This is a genomic window from Flavobacterium sp. OHVDL-2026-0007 (assembly GCF_059882335.1).
The window spans coordinates 2,172,354-2,192,494 of the sequence record NZ_CM187612.1 but is presented as its reverse complement, the minus strand read 5'-3'; the positions used below and the strand labels follow the sequence as shown (position 1 = coordinate 2,192,494).

Below are 20,141 nucleotides of genomic sequence, written 5' to 3'. Positions count from 1 at the left end.
GCAAACAAATATTAACCAACCAATTTTAAAAACTATGAATTTATGAAAAACAAGAATGTTAATCGCATGAAAAATTTAGGATCTTTCATGGAATCTAAACTGGCTCTGTCGTTTTTTATTTTGATCTCCTGCATGAGTATGCAAGCTCAAAATACGATTACAGGAACAGTTCGAGATAGTAAAACAGCTCAAAAAGTCCCAGGTGTTACCGTGACGGTAAAAGGGACTACAACGGCAACCGTAACTGATTTTGACGGGGGCTATAAATTAAATGTAGCAGATGCAAAAGCAATATTAGTTTTCACATATATAGGCTATACCAGTACTGAAGAAGCACTAAATAGTAGAGGTGTTATTAATGTATCACTTAATGAAGAAAGTAACGCCTTAAATGAAGTGGTGGTCATCGGATACGGAAGTGTGAAAAAAAGTAGTGCGACCGGTGCTATAAGTAGCTTAAAGGCAAAACAGCTCGATGCACAAAGCAACACCAACTTGGGTAGTGCTATTCAAGGTAAGGTGGCAGGAGTTTCCGTAGAATCTGCAGGAGGTGGTCCTGGATCTGGTACTAGAATTCAGATAAGAGGAGCGGGTTCATTAAACAACAATACACCTTTGATTTTGGTAGATGATATTCAAGTAACATCTATGAATAGTATAAGTCCTACTGATATTGAATCCATTGAAGTTTTAAAAGATGCAGCAGCAGCTGCAATTTACGGATCCAGAGCTGCAAATGGTGTCGTTATTATTACCACTAAGAGTGGTAAAAAAGGAGACATAAAGGTTACTTTGGATGCGTTTGGTGGATTTGCCAGTGTGACCAAACAATTAGGTTTGTTGAATCAAGAGCAATGGGCAAAAGTTAGTAATGCAGCTTATGCAGGGGCGGGAAAAGCTTCATTGCCGATTGCCCTTAATCCTGAGGTAGGGGGCGCAGGAGTAAATTATCAAGATGAAATTTTTAGAGTTGCACCTATTCAAAATTACTCGTTAGGATTTTCAGGAGGATCAGACAATCTAAAATACAATATGTCTTTAAATTATTTTAATCAAGACGGTGTAATCAAGGAAACCAATTACGATCGTTTTAATATGAGAGTAAAATCAGATTATAAAAAAGGGATCTTTAAAATTGGTGAAACCATTTTGTTAACCAAAGAAAAAAGAAAAGAATTGCCAGGAGTACCAGGACAAGGACGTAATGTTTTAGGGTCGGCAATCAGTATGATCCCAGGTTTTGCTATTTATGATGAAAATGCTATCGGTGGTTATGGTGGAGCTTCTGGTTCTGTAACCGACATCTTTAATCCAATAGCAGCCTTGAATCTTTTTGATGTCACCAGTGAAACGTATCAAGCCTTATTAAACACTTACTTAGAAGCCAGCTTCTTTGATGGTTTTAAATATAAGTTAAGTGTTGGAGCAACGGTATCTGATTTCAAAAAAGATAATTATACACCCAGATATGAGGTAGGGGGATTCTTTAAAAATTTAGACAATGATTTATCTCATCTAAATGAATTTAATCTTTACACTCAAGTAGAAAACACGTTGAATTATACCAAAAATTTTGGTAAGAGTTACCTAAATGCTTTGGCGGGATATACGGTATATAATAATACTTTCAAATCAGTAACAAGTTCTGTTAGTGGAATACCAGATAATATATTTACGCTTTCTGGAGCTGTACAGCCAGCGGCAAGTGGTTATAATTTGCAGAATAATTTGGTTTCCTATTTAGGGCGTGTGATCTATTCTTACGATGGTAGATATACTGTCTCAGCTAGTATTAGACGTGATGGTTCCTCTCGATTTAGTCATGATAATAAATGGGGGAATTTCCCATCTGTTTCTGGAGCTTGGGGAATTGGTAAAGAAGAGTTTTTTAAGAATCTAAAAACACCAATTAGTGATTTAAAATTACGTGCTAGTTATGGTGTATTAGGAAATCAAGAAATTGGAGATTACCAATATTTAGGATCCATTACTTCAGGAATCAGCTATGGAGTAGGAGAACCAAACACCTTATGGAGTGGTAATATTCAGACGAATTATCCAGCGGTTGGTTTAAAATGGGAATCAACAGCTACATCAGATTTTGGTTTGGATTTAGATTTATGGGACGGAAAGCTGCAATACACCTTTGATTATTTCAAAAAACAAACTTCAGATTTACTGCTAAGAGTGCCAATTCCACTATCTGTAGGGTCAAATAATAATCCTTATACTAATGCAGGAAACGTAACCAATAAAGGATTTGAAATGGGTTTAACGTACAATGAAAAAGTAGGTGAATTCAACTTCAATATAACAGGTAATATCTCCAGTATTAAAAATAATGTAGATGAATTGAGTACAGGAAGTCAAGTAATAGAAGGAGGAAAAGGTTCTTTTCATGGAGCTCCAGTAACCTATAGTAAAGTGGGGTATCCAATTTATTCCTTTTTTCTAGTAGATACTGATGGATTGTTTAGATCTCAAGCAGAAATTGATGCCTATAAAAAAGACGGAAAGCTTATTCAACCAAATGCACAAGTGGGGGATATTCGCTATATAGATTACAATGGTGATGGAGAAATTAATGGAGAGGACAGACAATACAAAGGAAGTGCTTTTCCTAAGTTTGAATACGGATTGAGATTACAAGGAGATTGGAAAGGAATTGACTGTACTATCGCTTTACAGGGAACTCAAGGGAATAAGATTTATAATGGGAACAATACCGATCTGCAAACCGTAAGAGCTAATATTAATTATTCTAGTGCCACCTTAGATTCATTTACTTTTAATCCAAATTCAAATTTCCCGAGATTAGATATTGAAGACAAAAATAATAACGGTGCCGATTATTCGGATCGCTTTCTAGAAGACGGTTCTTATCTTAGAATCAAAACGATTCAAGTTGGTTATACCATACCTACTAGCATAACAAACCAAGTAGCTATCGATAAATGTAGAATTTATTTTGCAGGAGATAACCTTTATACGTTTACTAAATATACAGGTTATAACCCAGATGTATCTGCAGATGCATTGGGCGGAAGAGGAGTTGATTATAAATCATATCCATTAAGCAAGACGCTACTTTTTGGTTTGCAAATTAACTTTTAAATCGATAAAAATGAAAAAGAAATCATTCATCATATGTTTACTATCTGGACTTGTAACATTAAGTTCATGTGATAATAACCTAGACTTAGAAAATCCAAGTGAATTAACCACTACTTCCTTTTGGAAAACTCCTGAAGATCTTGAATCTGGATTAGCCACGGTTTACAATACTCTTGTGGACAATAATAATGCTGGATATTGGGAAATTCAAGCCATGCAACTTAAGGAGAATAGAACAGAAAATTTTGTAGCAAGGAACGATGTTCAAGACCGTTATGCTGTTTCTACTTATAAGAATGATGCCGGTACGAATCTAACAGGTGATATCTTTAAAGCCCTTTATATTGGAATTTTTCGCGCCAATCAAGTCATTAAGTATGCGCCACAAATTAAAAATATCGATGAGACCAAAAGAGAGCAATTATTAGCTGAAGCTACTTTTTTAAGAGGGTTGAATTATTTTAATTTGGTTAATGAGTATGGAAGCGTTCCCATTACTACAGATGTAGTACAAACCCAAGCGGATTATTTTAAATCTAAAGCTACTGAAGCGGAAGTATGGAATCAAGTTATCACTGACTTTCAATTTGCGGCCAATAGTAAATTACCAGAAAATTATCCTGCCACTCTTAAAGGTAGAGTGACAAAAAATGCCGCAATTGCCTTTTTAGGGAAAACGTATTTGTACATGAAAGATTGGGTAAAAGCCGAAGAGCAATTTAATAAGTTAGTCAATAATGAAGGCTCAAACGGATATGGTCTTTTGGATAATTATGCTGAACTATTTGATGGTAAACATGAAAACAGTAAAGAATCTGTTTTTGAAATTCAGTTTAGCAAAGTAGGAGGTTCAACCATTTGGGGCGGAACACCAGCTGAAAGAACAAGAGCAACAACAATGGCTCAGGAATGTGCACCTGGTGAAGTGGGTGGCTGGAATGAATTATTGCCTACGAAAGTATTGTTAAATGCCATGACCCAAGAGAAGACTATTGGTGGTGAATTTGACCCAAGAGCTTTAACTACACTAGCATGGAATTATCCAGGTTGTGTTTATTATAATTCCGATTTTGTAACAAAGTTTGGAGCAGATGCAATATGGATCAGAAAAAATCAAAATTGGTGGAATAATGACGAAGGAGATTGGAAGTCGGAATTGAATGAATATGCGATGCGTTATGCAGATGTTCTTTTAATGTTGGCCGAAGCCAAAACCATGCAAGGAAAAGTACCAGAGGCTATACCACTCGTAAAAAGAATTAGAGACCGAGCCAAGTTAGCTGATATTTCTATGGTCGGTTGGACTAAAGATCAAATGATGGCCGAGATTATGCATCAAAGAAATGTTGAGTTTGCTCGTGAAGGATTACACTTCTTCGATTTAAGGAGATGGGGAACTTTAGAGACGGTAATTAAAGATAGTAAAGTAGGAGGTTACCAACTTTTCACTCAAAAATTCTCGTATTATCCAATTCCTCAAAGTGAATTGAATAATAATCCTAATATGACGCAAAACGCACCTTGGTAATAAAATTTAAATTGTTGAAGTAGTTAGTTTATCTTAAGTGTTTGACAAATGATGGATTTGATGGTTATCCATCATTTGTCTTCTCTTAGGATGTTTTTTGGAAAAGTGCAATCCAATAAACAAGTAGGAATTTTGAAGCAGAACGACTATGAAAAATTTTTTGTAAAAGCATAAAAGAACCCGTGAGCACAAAGGTTTGGTAATGCTAATTTTTAGAATATATAATAGCAAGATTTTATATGAAAAAAAATACAATTTTGACCTGTATTGCTGTGGTCGCTTCCTTTGTAACCCATGCACAAGACAAGGCACTGGTTAACGACTGGGAAAATCCAGCAGTATTCCAGATCAACAGAGAACCTGCACGAGCGGCATTTTTGCCTTATGCGGATGATGCATCTGCTATTGCGGATGATTATACGCGTTCGCCTTGGTTTCTAACTCTAGATGGACAATGGAAATTTAATTGGTCACCGACTCCTGATGAAAGGCCGAAAGACTTTTTTAAGACCGATTTTAATACCACCAATTGGAAAGAAATTTCAGTGCCTTCCAATTGGGAATTAAAAGGATATGGTATTCCGATTTATACCAATATTATTTATCCCTTTGTTAAAAATCCACCTTTCATTGCTCATACAGATAATCCAGTGGGCTCTTACCGACGTCACTTTGAGATGCCGAAAAACTGGGATGGGCGCCGTGTGTACCTTCATTTTGAAGCGGGTACTTCAGCGATGTATATTTGGGTCAATGGAAAGAAAGTAGGCTATAGTGAAAACACCAAGAGTCCAACGGAATTTGACATCACCCCCTATGTGAAAGAGGGTAAAAACCTAGTGGCTGTGGAGGTCTATCGATGGAGTGATGGTTCCTATTTAGAGGATCAGGATTTTTGGCGTTTGTCAGGAATTGATCGCGATGTTTATCTCTATAGTACCGCTAACACTCGCATTGCCGATTTTTTTGCGCGTCCTGATCTTGACGCTTCTTATAAAAACGGAAGTTTGTCCGTGGATGTGACACTTAAGAATATGAATAGTAGTGCAAAAAACAACCAAACTGTTGACGCTAAATTGGTGGATGCTAGTGGGAGGGAAGTTTTTAGAAAAACTATAAAAATAAATGTAGGGGCTAATACGGCAGCAACCACCACTTTTACCCAACAGGTATCAAAGCCTAAATTATGGAGTAACGAAACGCCCAATCTTTATACCTTACTGCTAACGCTAAAGGATGAAAATGGAAAATTTTTAGAAACAGTGTCGACACAAATCGGTTTTAGAAAAGTAGAACTAAAGAATGGACAATTGTTAGTCAACGGTATTCGCATTATGGTACATGGGGTTAATATTCATGAGCACAATCCTAAAACAGGGCACTATCAGGATAAAGAAACCATGATGAAGGATATCAAGATGATGAAGCAACTCAATATCAATTCGGTGCGTTGCAGTCATTATCCGAATAACATAATGTGGGTAAAATTATGCAATCAATATGGTTTGTTTTTAGTGGATGAAGCTAATATTGAAACACATGGAATGGGGGCTGAGTTGCAAGGAACTTTTGATAAGAGTAAACATCCTGCTTATTTGCCAGAGTGGAAAGCAGCACATCTGGATCGCATTGAAAGCTTAGTGGAAAGGGATAAAAATCAACCTTCGGTTATTCTTTGGTCTCTAGGGAACGAATGTGGAAATGGTCCTGTATTTCAAGAGGGGTATAACTGGATCAAAAACAGAGATAAAACCCGATTGGTACAATTTGAACAGGCTGGAGAGCAGGAGAATACCGATGTGGTTTGCCCGATGTATCCAAGTATTGCTTATATGAAAGAGTATGCCCAACGCAAGGAGGTCAAGCGTCCTTTTATTATGTGTGAATATGCGCATGCGATGGGTAATAGTAGCGGTAATTTTCAAGAATATTGGGATATTATTCGAAGCAGCAAAAATATGCAAGGTGGATTTATTTGGGATTGGGTGGATCAAGGATTTGAGATGACCGATGAAGTAGGACGAAAATATTGGGCCTATGGTGGCGATATGGGAAGTCAAAATTATACAAACGACGAGAATTTCTGTCACAACGGATTGGTTTGGCCCGATCGTACGCCTCATCCAGGTGCTTTTGAAGTAAAAAAGGTGTATCAGGATATTTTATTTGCAGGAGTTGATTTGAATAAAGGTGTAATTGAAGTAACGAACGGTTTTGGCTATACCAACTTGGATCAATATCATTTTAAATATGAAGTCCTAAAAAATGGATTGGTAATCAAATCGGGTACTATGGCCATTAGTCTTGCGCCACAATCTACAAAACAGCTTAAACTTGAATTACCCCAAATAACAGCAGAAGATGGAGTCGAATATCTTTTAAATGTTTTTGCTTATACCAAATATGGAACTGAAGTTTTGCCACAAAATTTTGAAGTGGCCCGAGAACAGTTTTCCATCAGTGAAGCCAAGTACTTTGTTAAAGAAATCCATTCTGGGACAAAGGCTGTTGTAGCCGAAGATAAAGATAAGTTTAAACTTAGTGCAGCTGGAGTTGAGGTGAGTATAAGTAAACAAAGTGGTTTGATTGAGGAGTATACCTCCAATGGAGAACATTTTTTCAATCAATTACCGGTTCCTAATTTTTGGCGTGCACCGACCGATAATGACTTTGGGAATAATATGATGGTGACCAGTAATGTATGGAGGAATGTGGGGAGAATAAGTAAGCTGAAAACTATTGAAGTTAAAAAAGAGGGGGATAAGACTAGTGTTGTAGCCACTCTTTTCTTGAATGATGTAGCTTCCACTTATACCATAGTGTATACGATGGATGGAGAGGGAAGCTTAACGATGGTCAATTCATTCAAAGCAGGAAACTATTCATTAGCGGAAATGCCACGTTTTGGTATGCTGTTTTCACTTAAAAAAGACCTTGATAATTTTAATTATTACGGAAGAGGACCGTGGGAAAACTATCAAGACAGAAACACTGCTTCTTTGAAAGGAATTTATGAAAGTAAAGTAGCCGATCAATATGTGCCCTATACACGACCTCAGGAAAATGGATATAAAACAGATGTTCGTTGGCTCAGTCTTACCACTAATAGCGGAAATGGAATTGAAATAGAAGGCTTACAGCCGCTTAGTGTAAGTGCCTTGCACAATTATCCTGAGGATTTTGATCCAGGTTTAACTAAAAAATACCGTCATATTAATGACATTACACCTCGCCCAGAAGTTGTGGTTTGCGTGGACTTAGCACAAAGAGGCGTTGGAGGAGATAACAGTTGGGGAGCTTTGCCTCATCAGCAATATCAACTGACCAACGCAGCATATAGCTATGGCTTTGTTATTAAAATGAAAAAGAAATAATGTAAAATTAAATCAGGAGCTTAACAAAGAGGCTGTCAGAAAAGTAAAATTTTCAGGCAGCCTTTTTGGATTTTGATAGATAGAGATAATTAGTAATTAAATAAAGATAATAATGAAGTAATGCATATACTATAGTTATTATATCTTTCGGTTTTTGAAAGGGTATGAATTTAACATAAAAGTAGAAATGAAAAGCAGATTGAAATTAGTGTTCTTAATGTCAATATTTACATCGCTAGGCTTTGCACAAACAAAAAATTTTGTAGCAGTCAATAAATCCATGTCAGAGGAGGAATTAGTAAAAATTGCAGCTAATATTGTGCCTTCAGCACAACAATTGCGTTGGCAAGGTTTGGAACTAACGGGATTTATTCATTTTGGAATAAACACTTTTACTGGAAAAGAATGGGGAACCGGAAAGGAAGATCCCAAATTGTTTAATCCAACGGCATTAGATGCGAGACAGTGGGTGAAGGCTTGTAAAGATGCTGGAATCAAACAGGTAATTTTGACGGCAAAACATCACGATGGTTTTTGTTTGTGGCCCACTAAAACCACAGAACATTCTGTGAAAAATAGCCCATGGAAAGAAGGCAAAGGAGATGTTGTTAAAGAGGTAGCAGAAGCCTGTAAGGAATTTGGAGTTGGTTTTGGAGTGTATTTATCACCTTGGGACATGAATAACGCTTCTTATGGGACAGCGGCATATAATGATTTTTTTATAGATCAGTTAACAGAATTACTGACTCAATACGGAAAAGTGGATGAGGTTTGGTTTGATGGTGCCAATGGAGAAGGACCTAATGGTAAGAAACAGGTATATGATTTTGAAAGATGGTACGCCCATATTCGAAAACTACAGCCACAAGCAGTAATTGCCGTTTCAGGACCAGATGTGCGTTGGGTAGGTACCGAAAGTGGTCACGGTCGTGAAGAGGAATGGAGTGTTGTTCCCGTTGGGAAAAACAATAATTTTAACGAGGGTTCACAAACCAAAGCAGATACGCCACCAGCTGGAGATATGATGGGTCAGGTTTTAGGAAGTCGCAGTCAATTAGGTAGTGGGGATGCTTTAAAATGGTACCCTGCTGAAACTGATGTATCGATTCGTCCAGGTTGGTTCTATCATGAGTCAGAAGATCAAAAAGTGAAAACACCAGCCTACTTGAAAGAAATTTATTTTCATTCTGTAGGAAGAAATGGGGTATTGTTGTTGAATATTCCTCCAGATAAAAGAGGGTTGATTAGTAACTTTGATGTAGTGGCTTTAAAATCATGGAGAGAAAAATTGGATGCTATATTCAAAATAAATCTATTGAAGGGGTCAAAAGCAGTGGGTTCCATTAAAAACATAAAACCTTTGCTTGACGGAAATGATGCAACTCATATCTCATTCTCAATGATAGGAAATAACAATGCGGTTGAAATGGATTTAGGAGCAGAAAAAACATTTAATGTTTTAGCACTTCAGGAAAACATACGTGTTGGACAAAGAGTGGAAAAATTTGTACTTGAATATTGGGATAAGACTCAGTGGAAAAAAGTAACTGAAGGAACCACTATTGGTTTCAAACGCTTGCTGGAGTTTCCTACCGTAAAGGCATCCAAAGTAAGATTGCGTATTGTTTCCGCTAGATTACAACCCACTTTAGCGGAGATGGGATTGTACTTCGATAAGGAAAGTAAACAGTAGAGCTATTTAAATTGCTGATACAAGTTATTTGTTTACAGAAATTTATTTATCAAACTGAAAGAGAGATAGGCTTACTATCAAATAAATAAAGATGTTTAAAAAAGCCTGTAAATATTGCGTTTACAGGCTTTTTTGTGGACTAGATTAAAGTACAACTGAGAATGGAATCAGGAGCCAAAAAGGACCTGATTAGTAGAGGAATCTAGCAATTTTGTTTGCTTTTGTTTTAGATCGTTGTTAGGGAGAGCAGATGGTAACATGTTTGTTAAAGTGGTGTCGCCAATGACAAAAAACGAGAATAGAAATTATAAATCTTTGATTAATAACATATGAATACTACTGTATTAAAAAATAGCTGTTTTTTAGCTTTTTTGCTCCTTTTACAATTAGGTGCAAAAGCTCAAGTAGCCAATAATAACATTTTGTCTATTCACTATTTGCCAATGGACCAAAAGGACCAAGGACAAAGCCTTCATCTTAAAGCTGAAAAAGGGAAGGAATCCCTCTTTATTTTTAATGAGCATTTGTCTAAAATGTATAATTTGGCAATAGAGTTTGATGTAGTGCCAAAAAATTCCCTTTCCAAATTTGGAGTCATTGGCAGATATGTGGACAAGGGAGAATGGACTTATGTCGGCTGTGACTTAACCTCTGATATTTTAACCAATTCTCATTGGTATGTAGGTACTCCCAAAGAGAAAAAAGAAATAGCAGTTGAAATTTCTAAGTTTTATAAAAATTACAAAAGGCACGTTCGTATAGAATATATTGATAAAAGCGTAGCGGTGTATATTGACGGGGAAAAAATAGCGCACAGCACAGCTTCCATAATGGGAAATCAGCCTGGGTATGCAGGCTTTAGAGCGCAGGATGGGGCGGAAGTAGAAATCAGTAATATACAGATTACGCCTATCAAGAGTTTAACTTCAAAATCGACAAAAACTTCTTCCATAAAATTAGAGTCAGCTAAAATGGAGGTTACTTTTTCGAAAGAGTTTCCAACTGTTTATCAGTATAAAATCAAAGAGGACGGTACTATATTGCCTGGATCAAAAGCGGTAAGTAATGGATTTGTTATTAATGGAAAGACGTACAAAGCCAAGACTAAAGTTTTTCCAACTAAGGATAAAATAATTTATGAATCGGAAATACCTGAAATAAAGGTAGGGATAACTACAGAATTCAGACTTCAAGACATGATTCTTGAAATGAAAGTTACCAAGATCGAAGAGCGTGGGGATCTTAAAGTGAAAACAATTGCTTTGCTCAATCATGATATTGTTTCGATGAACAACAGTGATACAAATGCAAAACTGTCCCTTGCCAATAATGTTCATAGTGACCACTTTGTTCCATTGAACAATCGCCCTGCCGATACAACTGCGCTTGAAGCCGCTATTGCTATTTTGAATAATGACAAGCTCGCCGTAACGATTGATAATAATTCTATCTATAATGCCAAGCAAGTATTGTATCGGACTTCAAAAGTAGGAAATACGCACTTTACTTCTCTTTTTAGCAATGAGTGGATATACAGAGGTATCAAAAATGAACTCCTGCCATTACCAGAAATGAAAGTCATTTTTACCCAAGACAGTAATGGGGACAAAATAGTGAATTGGCAAGATGCTTCTTATGTTTTGTCTGAGGTATATCCAGAACCTTATGGGGCAGATTTAATCCGAAACTCATACGCTACGATCACTATGAATTTTGCCAGTGGAGGACAGTATCCTTTTCTGCGTCAATTGGATAATATCAAGAAGTTTTATCAGGCTACAGATGGTTTTGGACAGATGCTAGAATTGAAAGGTTATCAGTCTGAAGGTCATGATAGTGCACATCCTGACTATGCAGGTAACTACAACCGTCGAGCGGGTGGACTTAAGGATTTGCAGTTTTTAACTGAAAAAGCAAAGATGTATAATGCGCGTATCGGGGTTCATATCAATCATAGTGAGGCTTACCCCGAAGCAAAAGCTTATGATGGTGAGATCATAACGGACATACCCGGGTGGGCATGGTTGGATCAGGCTTATCTGATCAATAAAGAACTGGATATAAAGAGAGGGACCTTCATACAAAGTATAGATCAAATGAAAAAGGATCTGCCAAACTTAGCCTTTGTTTATATTGATACTTATCGTGAACATCGCTCAATAGCAAATTTTACCGCTCAACATTTTAAAAATAATGGATGGCCAATCTGGACGGAAGATCCCGAAATATTTTACAGGGAAGCGGTATGGACGCATTACCCTCCTGAAGCGAAGAGTATTATTTCTCGATTTGTTCAACACAAATTTCGTGATGGTTATGCCGCTCATCCTTTATTGTTAGGAGGCTATTCCCGTGGAGCTGAAATTGGATTTATGGGCTGGCAAAAAGGAAGAGATTTCAAGGGAGTATTGCATAATTTCTTTACACAGCAACTTCCATATCGTTATTTAATGTACCATGGATTAAAGACGATAGATGATAAAAAAGCTTTGTTTGAAGCTGGTTTGGTTTCTGAATCATTAGAGGGTGTTAACAAGCTGACTCAAAATGGTCATTTGATAAAAGAGGGGGACAAGATATTCATTCCATGGAATCCGATTACCAAGGAAAAAATTTATCATTACAACACTCAAGGAGGGGAATCTACCTGGACGTTGCCCCAGAGTTGGAAGTCAAGTGGTACAGTAAGTTTGTATCGCTTAACCGACCAAGGCCGTCAATGGGTAACCGACTTACCTATAAATGACAAACGTGAGATTAGTATAAATGCCGATCCAAAACAAGGCTATGTCCTGTATCAAAATAAAATAGCCGACACAGCCCAACCCAAGTGGGGGGATGGTGGTTTGATTTCAAATCCCGGATTCGATGGTGGACTAGCGGGTTGGACAGTCAAAGGAAAGGATGTTCAAATTCAGAAGACGTCTTATGGACAAGACGTTTTAGAAATGAAAGGTATGGCCAATGTTAGTCAAGAGCTGGAACTCGAAAAGGGAGTTCAGTATATGGTATCGGTTTGGTGTAAGATTGAAGGAAAAGCTAAGGCTACACTTTCTATTGGAGGTCAATCCTATTCCATAACAGAAAGTAAAGTGACTAATTATACCGATAATACCGATCGATATAATACGTATTTCCAACGCATAAAAGTACCTTACTTTTACCATGGAGGAAGGCTTGAGGTATCCTTATCGTTCAAGGAGGGCACTGTGGGGTCATCTGTACAATTCGATGATGTTAGAATAGTGAAACAAGCTAATATAAAAAAGACCGCCTATGCCTATTTCGAAGATTTTGAGGATGTGGATGAAGGTTGGGGCGCCTTTATAGCCAGCAAACCAAGTTCCTATAAAACCCATCTGTCTCAGCGTCATGAAGGGTATACGGATGATACTATTGAGGGTGATTTTTCATTAAAAACATGGCAAGAAGGAAATGGTGAAGTGTATCGCAGCTCACCCTCTATGATTCGTTTCAAACCCAATGCTGCGTATAAAATTAAGTTTGATTATAAGTCCACGGAAAAAGGCGTTTATCGTGTAGTGGTCCGTTCTGTCAAAGACAATAAAGAAGTGCTTAATTTGCCACTGGATGGAAGTTCGACTTTCTCTGGTGAATTTACAACCACTAGCCAGGATGATTACTATATAGCAGCAATGAAAAAGGGTAATGGAACTCTAGTAATGGATAATTTTGCCATAGAGGGCAATCTTGATAAATAATATTATATGGAAGAAAAGAAGCAATAAATAAATCTCAAGGGCTGAAGCTATGGCTGTAGAAGGTTGTATGTAGCTTATCTTATAATAATTACAAAAAAATACAGATGAATAAAATCATAACATTAGTCATCGCCTGTTTATTTACAAACGCGGTGTTTGCTCAAAAGAAACCGAATATCATTTATATTTTAGTAGATGATATGGGGTATGGTGATATAGGTGTTTTTTTTCAAAACCAACGAATGAAAACCAATGATCGCTCAAAACCGTATCAGCTTACTCCTTGTTTGGATGCTATGGCAGCATCCGGAGCGATGTTTACTCAACAATATGCCAATGCCCCAGTTTGTGCTCCCTCAAGAGGTTCTTTAATGACGGGTGTCAACCAAGGAAATGCTAATGTTAGAGACAATCAGTTTGATAAAGAATTGGAAGATAATCATACCTTAGGAACCGTTTTAAAACAAGCAGGTTATCAAACAATGGCCATTGGAAAATGGGGATTACAAGGGGTTAAGGAAACAGGGCCGTATTGGCCAGGACACCCTTTAAAGCGTGGTTTTGACTCCTATTATGGCTATATGAGACATGTCGATGGACATGAGCATTATCCTGTTGAGGGCTTGTACAGAGGTAAAAGAGAGGTTTATGAGGATTATACCAACGTGGCAGCAGGTTTAGCTAAATGTTATACGACAGATCTTTGGACAGCCCAGGCTAAAAAAAGAATTATAGAACATCAAGAAGGCAAAGAGGCTACTCAGCCATTTTTTATGTATTTGGCTTATGATGCGCCACATGCCGTTTTGGAGCTGCCTACTGGTGAATATCCAAAAGGAAAAGGATTAAAAGGAGGGCTGCAATGGTTAGGTACCTCTGGACAGATGATCAATACAGCTACCGGAGTACCTGATTCGTACGTACATACTGATTACGTTAATGCCACTTATGATGATGATCAAAACCTTGCTACTAAGGAAGTGCCATGGCCAGATACCTATAAGCGTTATGCTACGGCGAATCGCCGAATTGATGATGCAGTAGGTGATATATTGCAATTGTTAAAAGATTTAAAAATTGATGAGAATACCCTCGTGGTTTTCAGTTCGGATAATGGAGCCTCTATTGAATCCTATCTTCCTTCTTCCTTCGTTGGATTCAAGCCTACTTTTTTTGCTAGTAATGGGGCTTTTGATGGGATTAAAAGGGATTGTTGGGAAGGTGGTGTTCGCATGCCCGTTTTGGCTAACTGGCCCAAACATATTCCAGCAGGAAAAGTGGTGACTACGCCTTCAATGATGTCCGACTGGATGGCTACCTTTTCTGATGTAGCAGGGGTTGCTGCCCCTGCAAGGACGGATGGTGTCTCAATGCTGCCTTCATTGATAGGTAAAGGGAAACAAGAAAAAAGTTTGGTTTATGTAGAATATTTTGAAAGTGGAACCACTCCAGATTTTAAGGAATTTGATCCAGAGCATAGAAAAAGAAAACGTGGACAAATGCAATTGATGCGAATAGGTAATTACGTGGGAGTTCGTTATGCTATTCAATCGGCCGAGGATGACTTTGAAATTTACGATGTTGTAAAGGATCCAAAGCAGCAAAATAATCTAGCGAGTAAACCTGGTTTTGAGAAAATGCAAACACAAATGAAGGCCTCGGTTTTGCAAACAAGACATGCTGATCTTGAAGCGCCTCGTCCTTATGACCATGCACTCATTCCTTCTGTTGAAGTTTCGACTAAGCTTTTGCCTGGATTTAGACGAGATTTTTTTGCTGGAAATTTTCCTTGGGTGATTTCAGATAAAGGATTAAAAGGGCAAAAACAAGGTGTAATCCGTTCTCTTAAAGAGGCAGTAGTGGCAACAGAGGATGGTATGCTGTGTTACAAAGGTTTTATTAAAATCCCTGCTGATGGTCAATACAGTTTTTCATTGAAAACATCAACTAAGGCCTATGTGCGTTTGCATGATGCGAGCTTATTTGATGCTGATTTTGGTTACGTGCCAGGTAAGGAATTAGTACAAGAAGTGAATTTAAAACAAGGCTATCATCCTGTTTCGATTTATATATTGAAAAAAGCTAAAGTCAATGAAACCGTTAGTGTAAAATGGAAATCTAAAGAAGCTAGTGAGTGGAAGGATTTGGAAGTAAAGGATTTATTTCACTAATTAGTAACAGGAAGTGAGAATTTTAATCAAATGAGTATAGGTGTACTATTGCTTAATCAACCTTGTTTTTAGATATTTACTTAAATTTTGAACAATGAGAAAGACATTTCAGAAGTTATTTATTTTTTTTGTTATCTCCAGCCAAGGACCAATTTTCTCCCAAGAGAATGCTACGGATAATTCTCGGCCAAACATTATTGTTTTTTTAGTAGACGATATGGGCTGGCAGGATTGTTCAGTTCCTTTCTATAAAGAAAAAACAAAATTAAATTCCATCTATCATACCCCTAATCTGGAAAGATTGGCTGCTGAAGGAATGAAATTCACCAATGCTTATGCAGCTTCGATTTGTTCTCCTAGTCGTGTGAGTTTACTCTCGGGTATGAATCCCATACATCACAAAGTAACCAATTGGACTTTGGAGAAAAATAAAAGTAACGATGGTCAATCTCCAATCTTAAGTCCTCCACAATGGAATGTAAATGGACTTTCTCCCATAGCTGGAATCGAAAATACAATTAAGGTAACCACTCTTCCGTATTTATTGAAAAAAAGTGGCTATTTCACCATTCAAGTTGGGAAGGCTCATTTTGGAGCTAAAGGTACTCCAGCTGCCGATCCGTTGCAATTGGGATTCGATATAAATATAGCAGGACATGCCGCGGGTGCACCGGGAAGTTATTCTGGATTGGAAAATTTTGGTAATAAAGTTGGAAAAGACAATCCTTGGGCTGTTCCAGGACTTGACAAATATTGGGGAAAAGATATTTTTCTAACCGAAGCCTTAACCCTGGAAGCTTTAGAAGCCATGGATAAAGCACAAGAAACGAAAAAACCTTTTTTTCTTTATATGGCACAATACGCTATCCACATTCCTATAATGGCAGACAAGCGGTTTGTGCAAAAGTATTATGATGCAGGTCTTGATCCTATTGAAGCAAAATATGCTTCCCTAATAGAGGGGATGGATAAAAGTTTGGGGGATATAATGAATTATTTGCAAGCCAAAAACATCGATAAAAATACGATTATAGTTTTTCTTTCGGATAATGGTGGACTCAGTGTCCACGCCCGTGGAGGTGAATCTAATACGCATAATTTTCCTTTGCGTAGTGGTAAAGGCTCGGCTTATGAAGGTGGGGTTCGCATCCCTTTTGTTGTAAAGTGGCCGGGTGTTACAAAAGAAAATTCCTTAAATAGTAATAACATCATAATTGAGGATGTTTTTCCTACCCTATTATCCATGAGTGGTATTAAGAAGTACGAGCATGTACAAGCTATTGATGGGAAAAGTATTGTTCCTTTATTGAAACAACAGCCGATAAAAAACAACAAGTTTTTATATTGGCATTACCCTCATGTTTGGGGACCAGAGGAAGCGGATCTAAAGATGTATAGTGTGGTACGACAGGGAGATTGGAAACTGATTTATTTTTACGAAAGTCAAAGTTTCGAACTGTACAATACCAAAGAAGATATCGGTGAGAAAAACAATCTATTGAAGGCCCATTTTGGGATAGCCAAAAAAATGGCAAGTCAGCTAGGCCGCTATTTACGAAAAGAAAAAGCACAGTTGCCAATAGACAAAAAAACAAATAAGTCGGTTATGTATCCAGATGAAGCCATTCTTTTGTAAGTAGTTTTTAGGACAAAGAGTGGTTCTTATAACGATCTATGACGTTCGATTTTAAGCATCTATAGAGGTTAGTTAATAAACAAATCAATTAAATAATTGTATCTAAGGTTTGAATCTGATTATTATGAAATTAAGAAAGCTAGTAGTACTGTGGATAGGATGTAACTTTTTAACTGCTGGATTACAGGCACAAACGACTATGAAATTATACGATAAGGTACCCAATAGTAAACTGGCTGTTTCCAAAGAAATAAGGGATACAGGAACCGACGGAGTGATACGCATCAGCAAAGTTTCTGAACCAACCATAACCATTTATAAACCCGATAGTAAGATAGACAACGGCTCGGCGGTGATCATCTGTCCTGGTGGAGGCTATGGAATATTGGCCTGGAATAGTGAAGGAACAGCGGTTGCGGAAGCACTCAATACATGGGGTGTTACAGCTATTGTATTAAAATACCGTTTGCCTGATGATGATCTTATGGTTGATAAAACTGTTGGAGCTCTTCAGGATGCGCAACGAGCGATACAATTAGTGAGACAAAACGCTAAGAAATGGAACATTAATCCAAACAAGGTTGGTATCATGGGCTTTTCGGCTGGAGGTCATTTGGCCGCTTCGGCTTCTACTCATTTTGATAAAGCGTTCATTGATAACCCAGATAAGATTTCGCTGCGACCTGATTTTTCGATATTGATTTATCCCGTGATTAGTTTTTCAACGGCCATTGGACATATGGGTAGTCGCGAAGCACTTTTAGGGAGAAATGCGAAGGCGGATGTAGTTCGGTTTTATTCAAACGAACTGCTAGTAACGAAAAAGACACCCATAACATTCTTATTGCATTGCAGTGATGACGAGGCTGTAAAACCAGCAAACAGTATCGTTTATTATGAAGCATTATTAAAAAGTAATGTTCCTGCTGAATTGCATCTTTACCAACAAGGAGGACATGGTTTTGGTTTGAATAATACCACTACTAAAGACCAATGGATCGAAAGGTTGAAAAATTGGATGTTGGTCAATAAATTGTTGAATTAACTTTAAAAATAAAAAGGGAATAATGAAATATAAAGCGATACTTATTAGTCTCTTTTTGTTTGGTTTAAGTGTGACTTTTCACGCACAATCAAAAATTAAAATCGCCTGTATTGGAAACAGCATTACATTTGGCTCTGGAGTTGAAAATCGAGAAGTAAATTCTTATCCAGCTCAATTACAAAAGATACTTGGAGACGACTATGAAGTTAAAAATTTTGGCATTAGTGCAAGGACCATGCTTCGCAAGGGTGATCATCCTTATTGGAAAGAACAAACCTATCAAAATGCGCTAGAATATTCCCCCGATATTGTGATCATCAAATTAGGTACAAATGATTCTAAGCCGCAGAATTGGAAGTACAAAAATGAATTTGAAAAAGATTATAAAGATTTTATTGCCTCTTTTTCAAAATTAGGATCGCATCCCAGGATTTATTTGTGCAAGCCTGTTCCGGTATTTTTGACCGATAATTCGAGTATTAGTGCTAGTGTCGTTTCGGGAGAGATTATCCCGATAATCGAAAAGATAGCAAAAGAGGAAAATTTACCACTGATCGATCTTTACACACCCTTTATTGGAAAAGAGTATTTGGTTCCTGATAAGGTTCACCCAGATGCAGCAGGGGCAAAGCTACTTGCCGAAACAGTCTTTAAAACAATTACAAAATTACCATCTGCACCCTATTTTAGTTTTCGTAGCGATTTCAATAATTCAAGGATTAAATTCGAAAACGAAAAAGTGGGAAGGGTTGCCTTTCTGGGCGGATCAATTACGTACAATGGGGGATGGAGAGACAGCATTTGTAACTATTTAAAACAAAGGTTTCCTGAAACCAAATTCGAATTCATTAAAGCTGGAATTCCTTCAACAGGAAGTGTTCCAGGTGCATTTCGATTTATAAATGATGTTGGGTCTAAAGGGAAAATTGATTTGCTTTTTGAAGAGGCGGCGGTTAATGATGGCCCCGATGGAAATAATATGAACGCTGTGGAAATGATCCGAGGTATGGAAGGAATCATTCGACATGCAAGAGAATTAAATCCAGAGATAGATATTGTCATGATGCACTTTGTTGATCCCGGTAAGATAAAGATGTATAATGAAGGAAAGACTCCAGAGGTCATTCAACAATTTGAAAAAGTAGCGCACCATTATGGAATATCCACCATTAACCTGGCCAAGGAAGTAACCGATAGAATAAATAACAAAGAGTTTTCATGGGAAAAAGATTTTATTGATCTGCATCCTTCAGCTTTTGGGCAGGCAATTTATGGTAATGCTATGATTGCATTTTTCAATACCGTTTGGAACAAAGAACTACCAATAAATTCAAAAATCACATTACATAAAATACCTAAAAATAAATTAGATGCATTCTCCTATTCGAAAGGGGAATATGTAAATATAAAAAAGGCAAAACGAATTAAAGGCTGGGAGTATATTGAAAATTGGAAGCCTTCAGATGTGGGTGGCCGCGAAGGTTTTGAGAATGTCCCTGTATTGCAAGCAAAGGAAGCTGCTGCTGAATTGCAGTTAAGTTTTACTGGAACGGCTGCAGGAATTTTTGTGGCTGCGGGACCTGATGCAGGAATTCTTGAAACCAGTATTGATGGAGCGCCATTTATAAAAACGGACTTGTTTACCAAATGGAGTGCTTCTCTTCATTTGCCTTGGGTTTATGTTTTGCAAGATAATTTAGCCGAAGGCAAGCATACTATGACCATTAGGACGTCAAATCAGCATAATGCATTAAGCAAAGGGAATGCTTGTAGAATTGTCTATTTCGTTGTCAATAAATAGTTAGGAACTAGGGCGTCTAAAGTAATAAACTGTTTTTGTCTGTTAAGGACTCCCCTA

The 20,141-nt window shown here is 37.4% G+C and carries 9 protein-coding genes; all 9 read left to right on the top strand.

What is annotated here, in order from left to right; genetic code table 11:
- Positions 1 to 42 precede the first annotated feature (42 nt).
- The 9 genes from AC51AA_RS08510 (at position 43) to AC51AA_RS08470 (ending at position 20,084) form a co-directional block, all read left to right on the top strand.
- Positions 43 to 3,114: a SusC/RagA family TonB-linked outer membrane protein gene (locus tag AC51AA_RS08510; protein ID WP_500705540.1), complete on the top strand. Its 3,072-nt coding sequence runs from the start codon at positions 43 to 45 to the stop codon at positions 3,112 to 3,114.
- Between the two features lie 10 nt (positions 3,115 to 3,124).
- On the top strand, positions 3,125 to 4,642 hold the full coding sequence (locus tag AC51AA_RS08505; RefSeq protein ID WP_500705539.1) for a RagB/SusD family nutrient uptake outer membrane protein: 1,518 nt from the start codon (positions 3,125 to 3,127) through the stop codon (positions 4,640 to 4,642).
- A 239-nt stretch (positions 4,643 to 4,881) separates the two neighbouring features.
- On the top strand, positions 4,882 to 8,016 hold the full coding sequence (gene lacZ / locus AC51AA_RS08500) for a beta-galactosidase, LacZ type (RefSeq protein ID WP_500705538.1): 3,135 nt from the start codon (positions 4,882 to 4,884) through the stop codon (positions 8,014 to 8,016).
- A 217-nt stretch (positions 8,017 to 8,233) separates the two neighbouring features.
- A complete protein-coding gene (locus AC51AA_RS08495; protein ID WP_500705537.1) occupies positions 8,234 to 9,709 on the top strand; it encodes an alpha-L-fucosidase in 1,476 nt (491 codons plus the stop codon).
- Positions 9,710 to 10,038: 329 nt separating this feature from the next.
- Positions 10,039 to 13,431: an endo-alpha-N-acetylgalactosaminidase family protein gene (locus AC51AA_RS08490; protein WP_500705536.1), complete on the top strand. Its 3,393-nt coding sequence runs from the start codon at positions 10,039 to 10,041 to the stop codon at positions 13,429 to 13,431.
- Positions 13,432 to 13,535: 104 nt separating this feature from the next.
- On the top strand, positions 13,536 to 15,602 hold the full coding sequence (locus tag AC51AA_RS08485; RefSeq protein WP_500705535.1) for an arylsulfatase: 2,067 nt from the start codon (positions 13,536 to 13,538) through the stop codon (positions 15,600 to 15,602).
- Positions 15,603 to 15,696: 94 nt separating this feature from the next.
- Positions 15,697 to 17,238, top strand: coding sequence for a sulfatase (locus AC51AA_RS08480; RefSeq protein WP_500705534.1), 1,542 nt, complete (start codon positions 15,697 to 15,699; stop codon positions 17,236 to 17,238).
- A gap of 124 nt (positions 17,239 to 17,362) precedes the next feature.
- Positions 17,363 to 18,283, top strand: coding sequence for an alpha/beta hydrolase (locus AC51AA_RS08475; protein ID WP_500705533.1), 921 nt, complete (start codon positions 17,363 to 17,365; stop codon positions 18,281 to 18,283).
- A 22-nt stretch (positions 18,284 to 18,305) separates the two neighbouring features.
- Positions 18,306 to 20,084: a GDSL-type esterase/lipase family protein gene (locus AC51AA_RS08470; RefSeq protein ID WP_500705532.1), complete on the top strand. Its 1,779-nt coding sequence runs from the start codon at positions 18,306 to 18,308 to the stop codon at positions 20,082 to 20,084.
- Positions 20,085 to 20,141 lie beyond the last annotated feature (57 nt).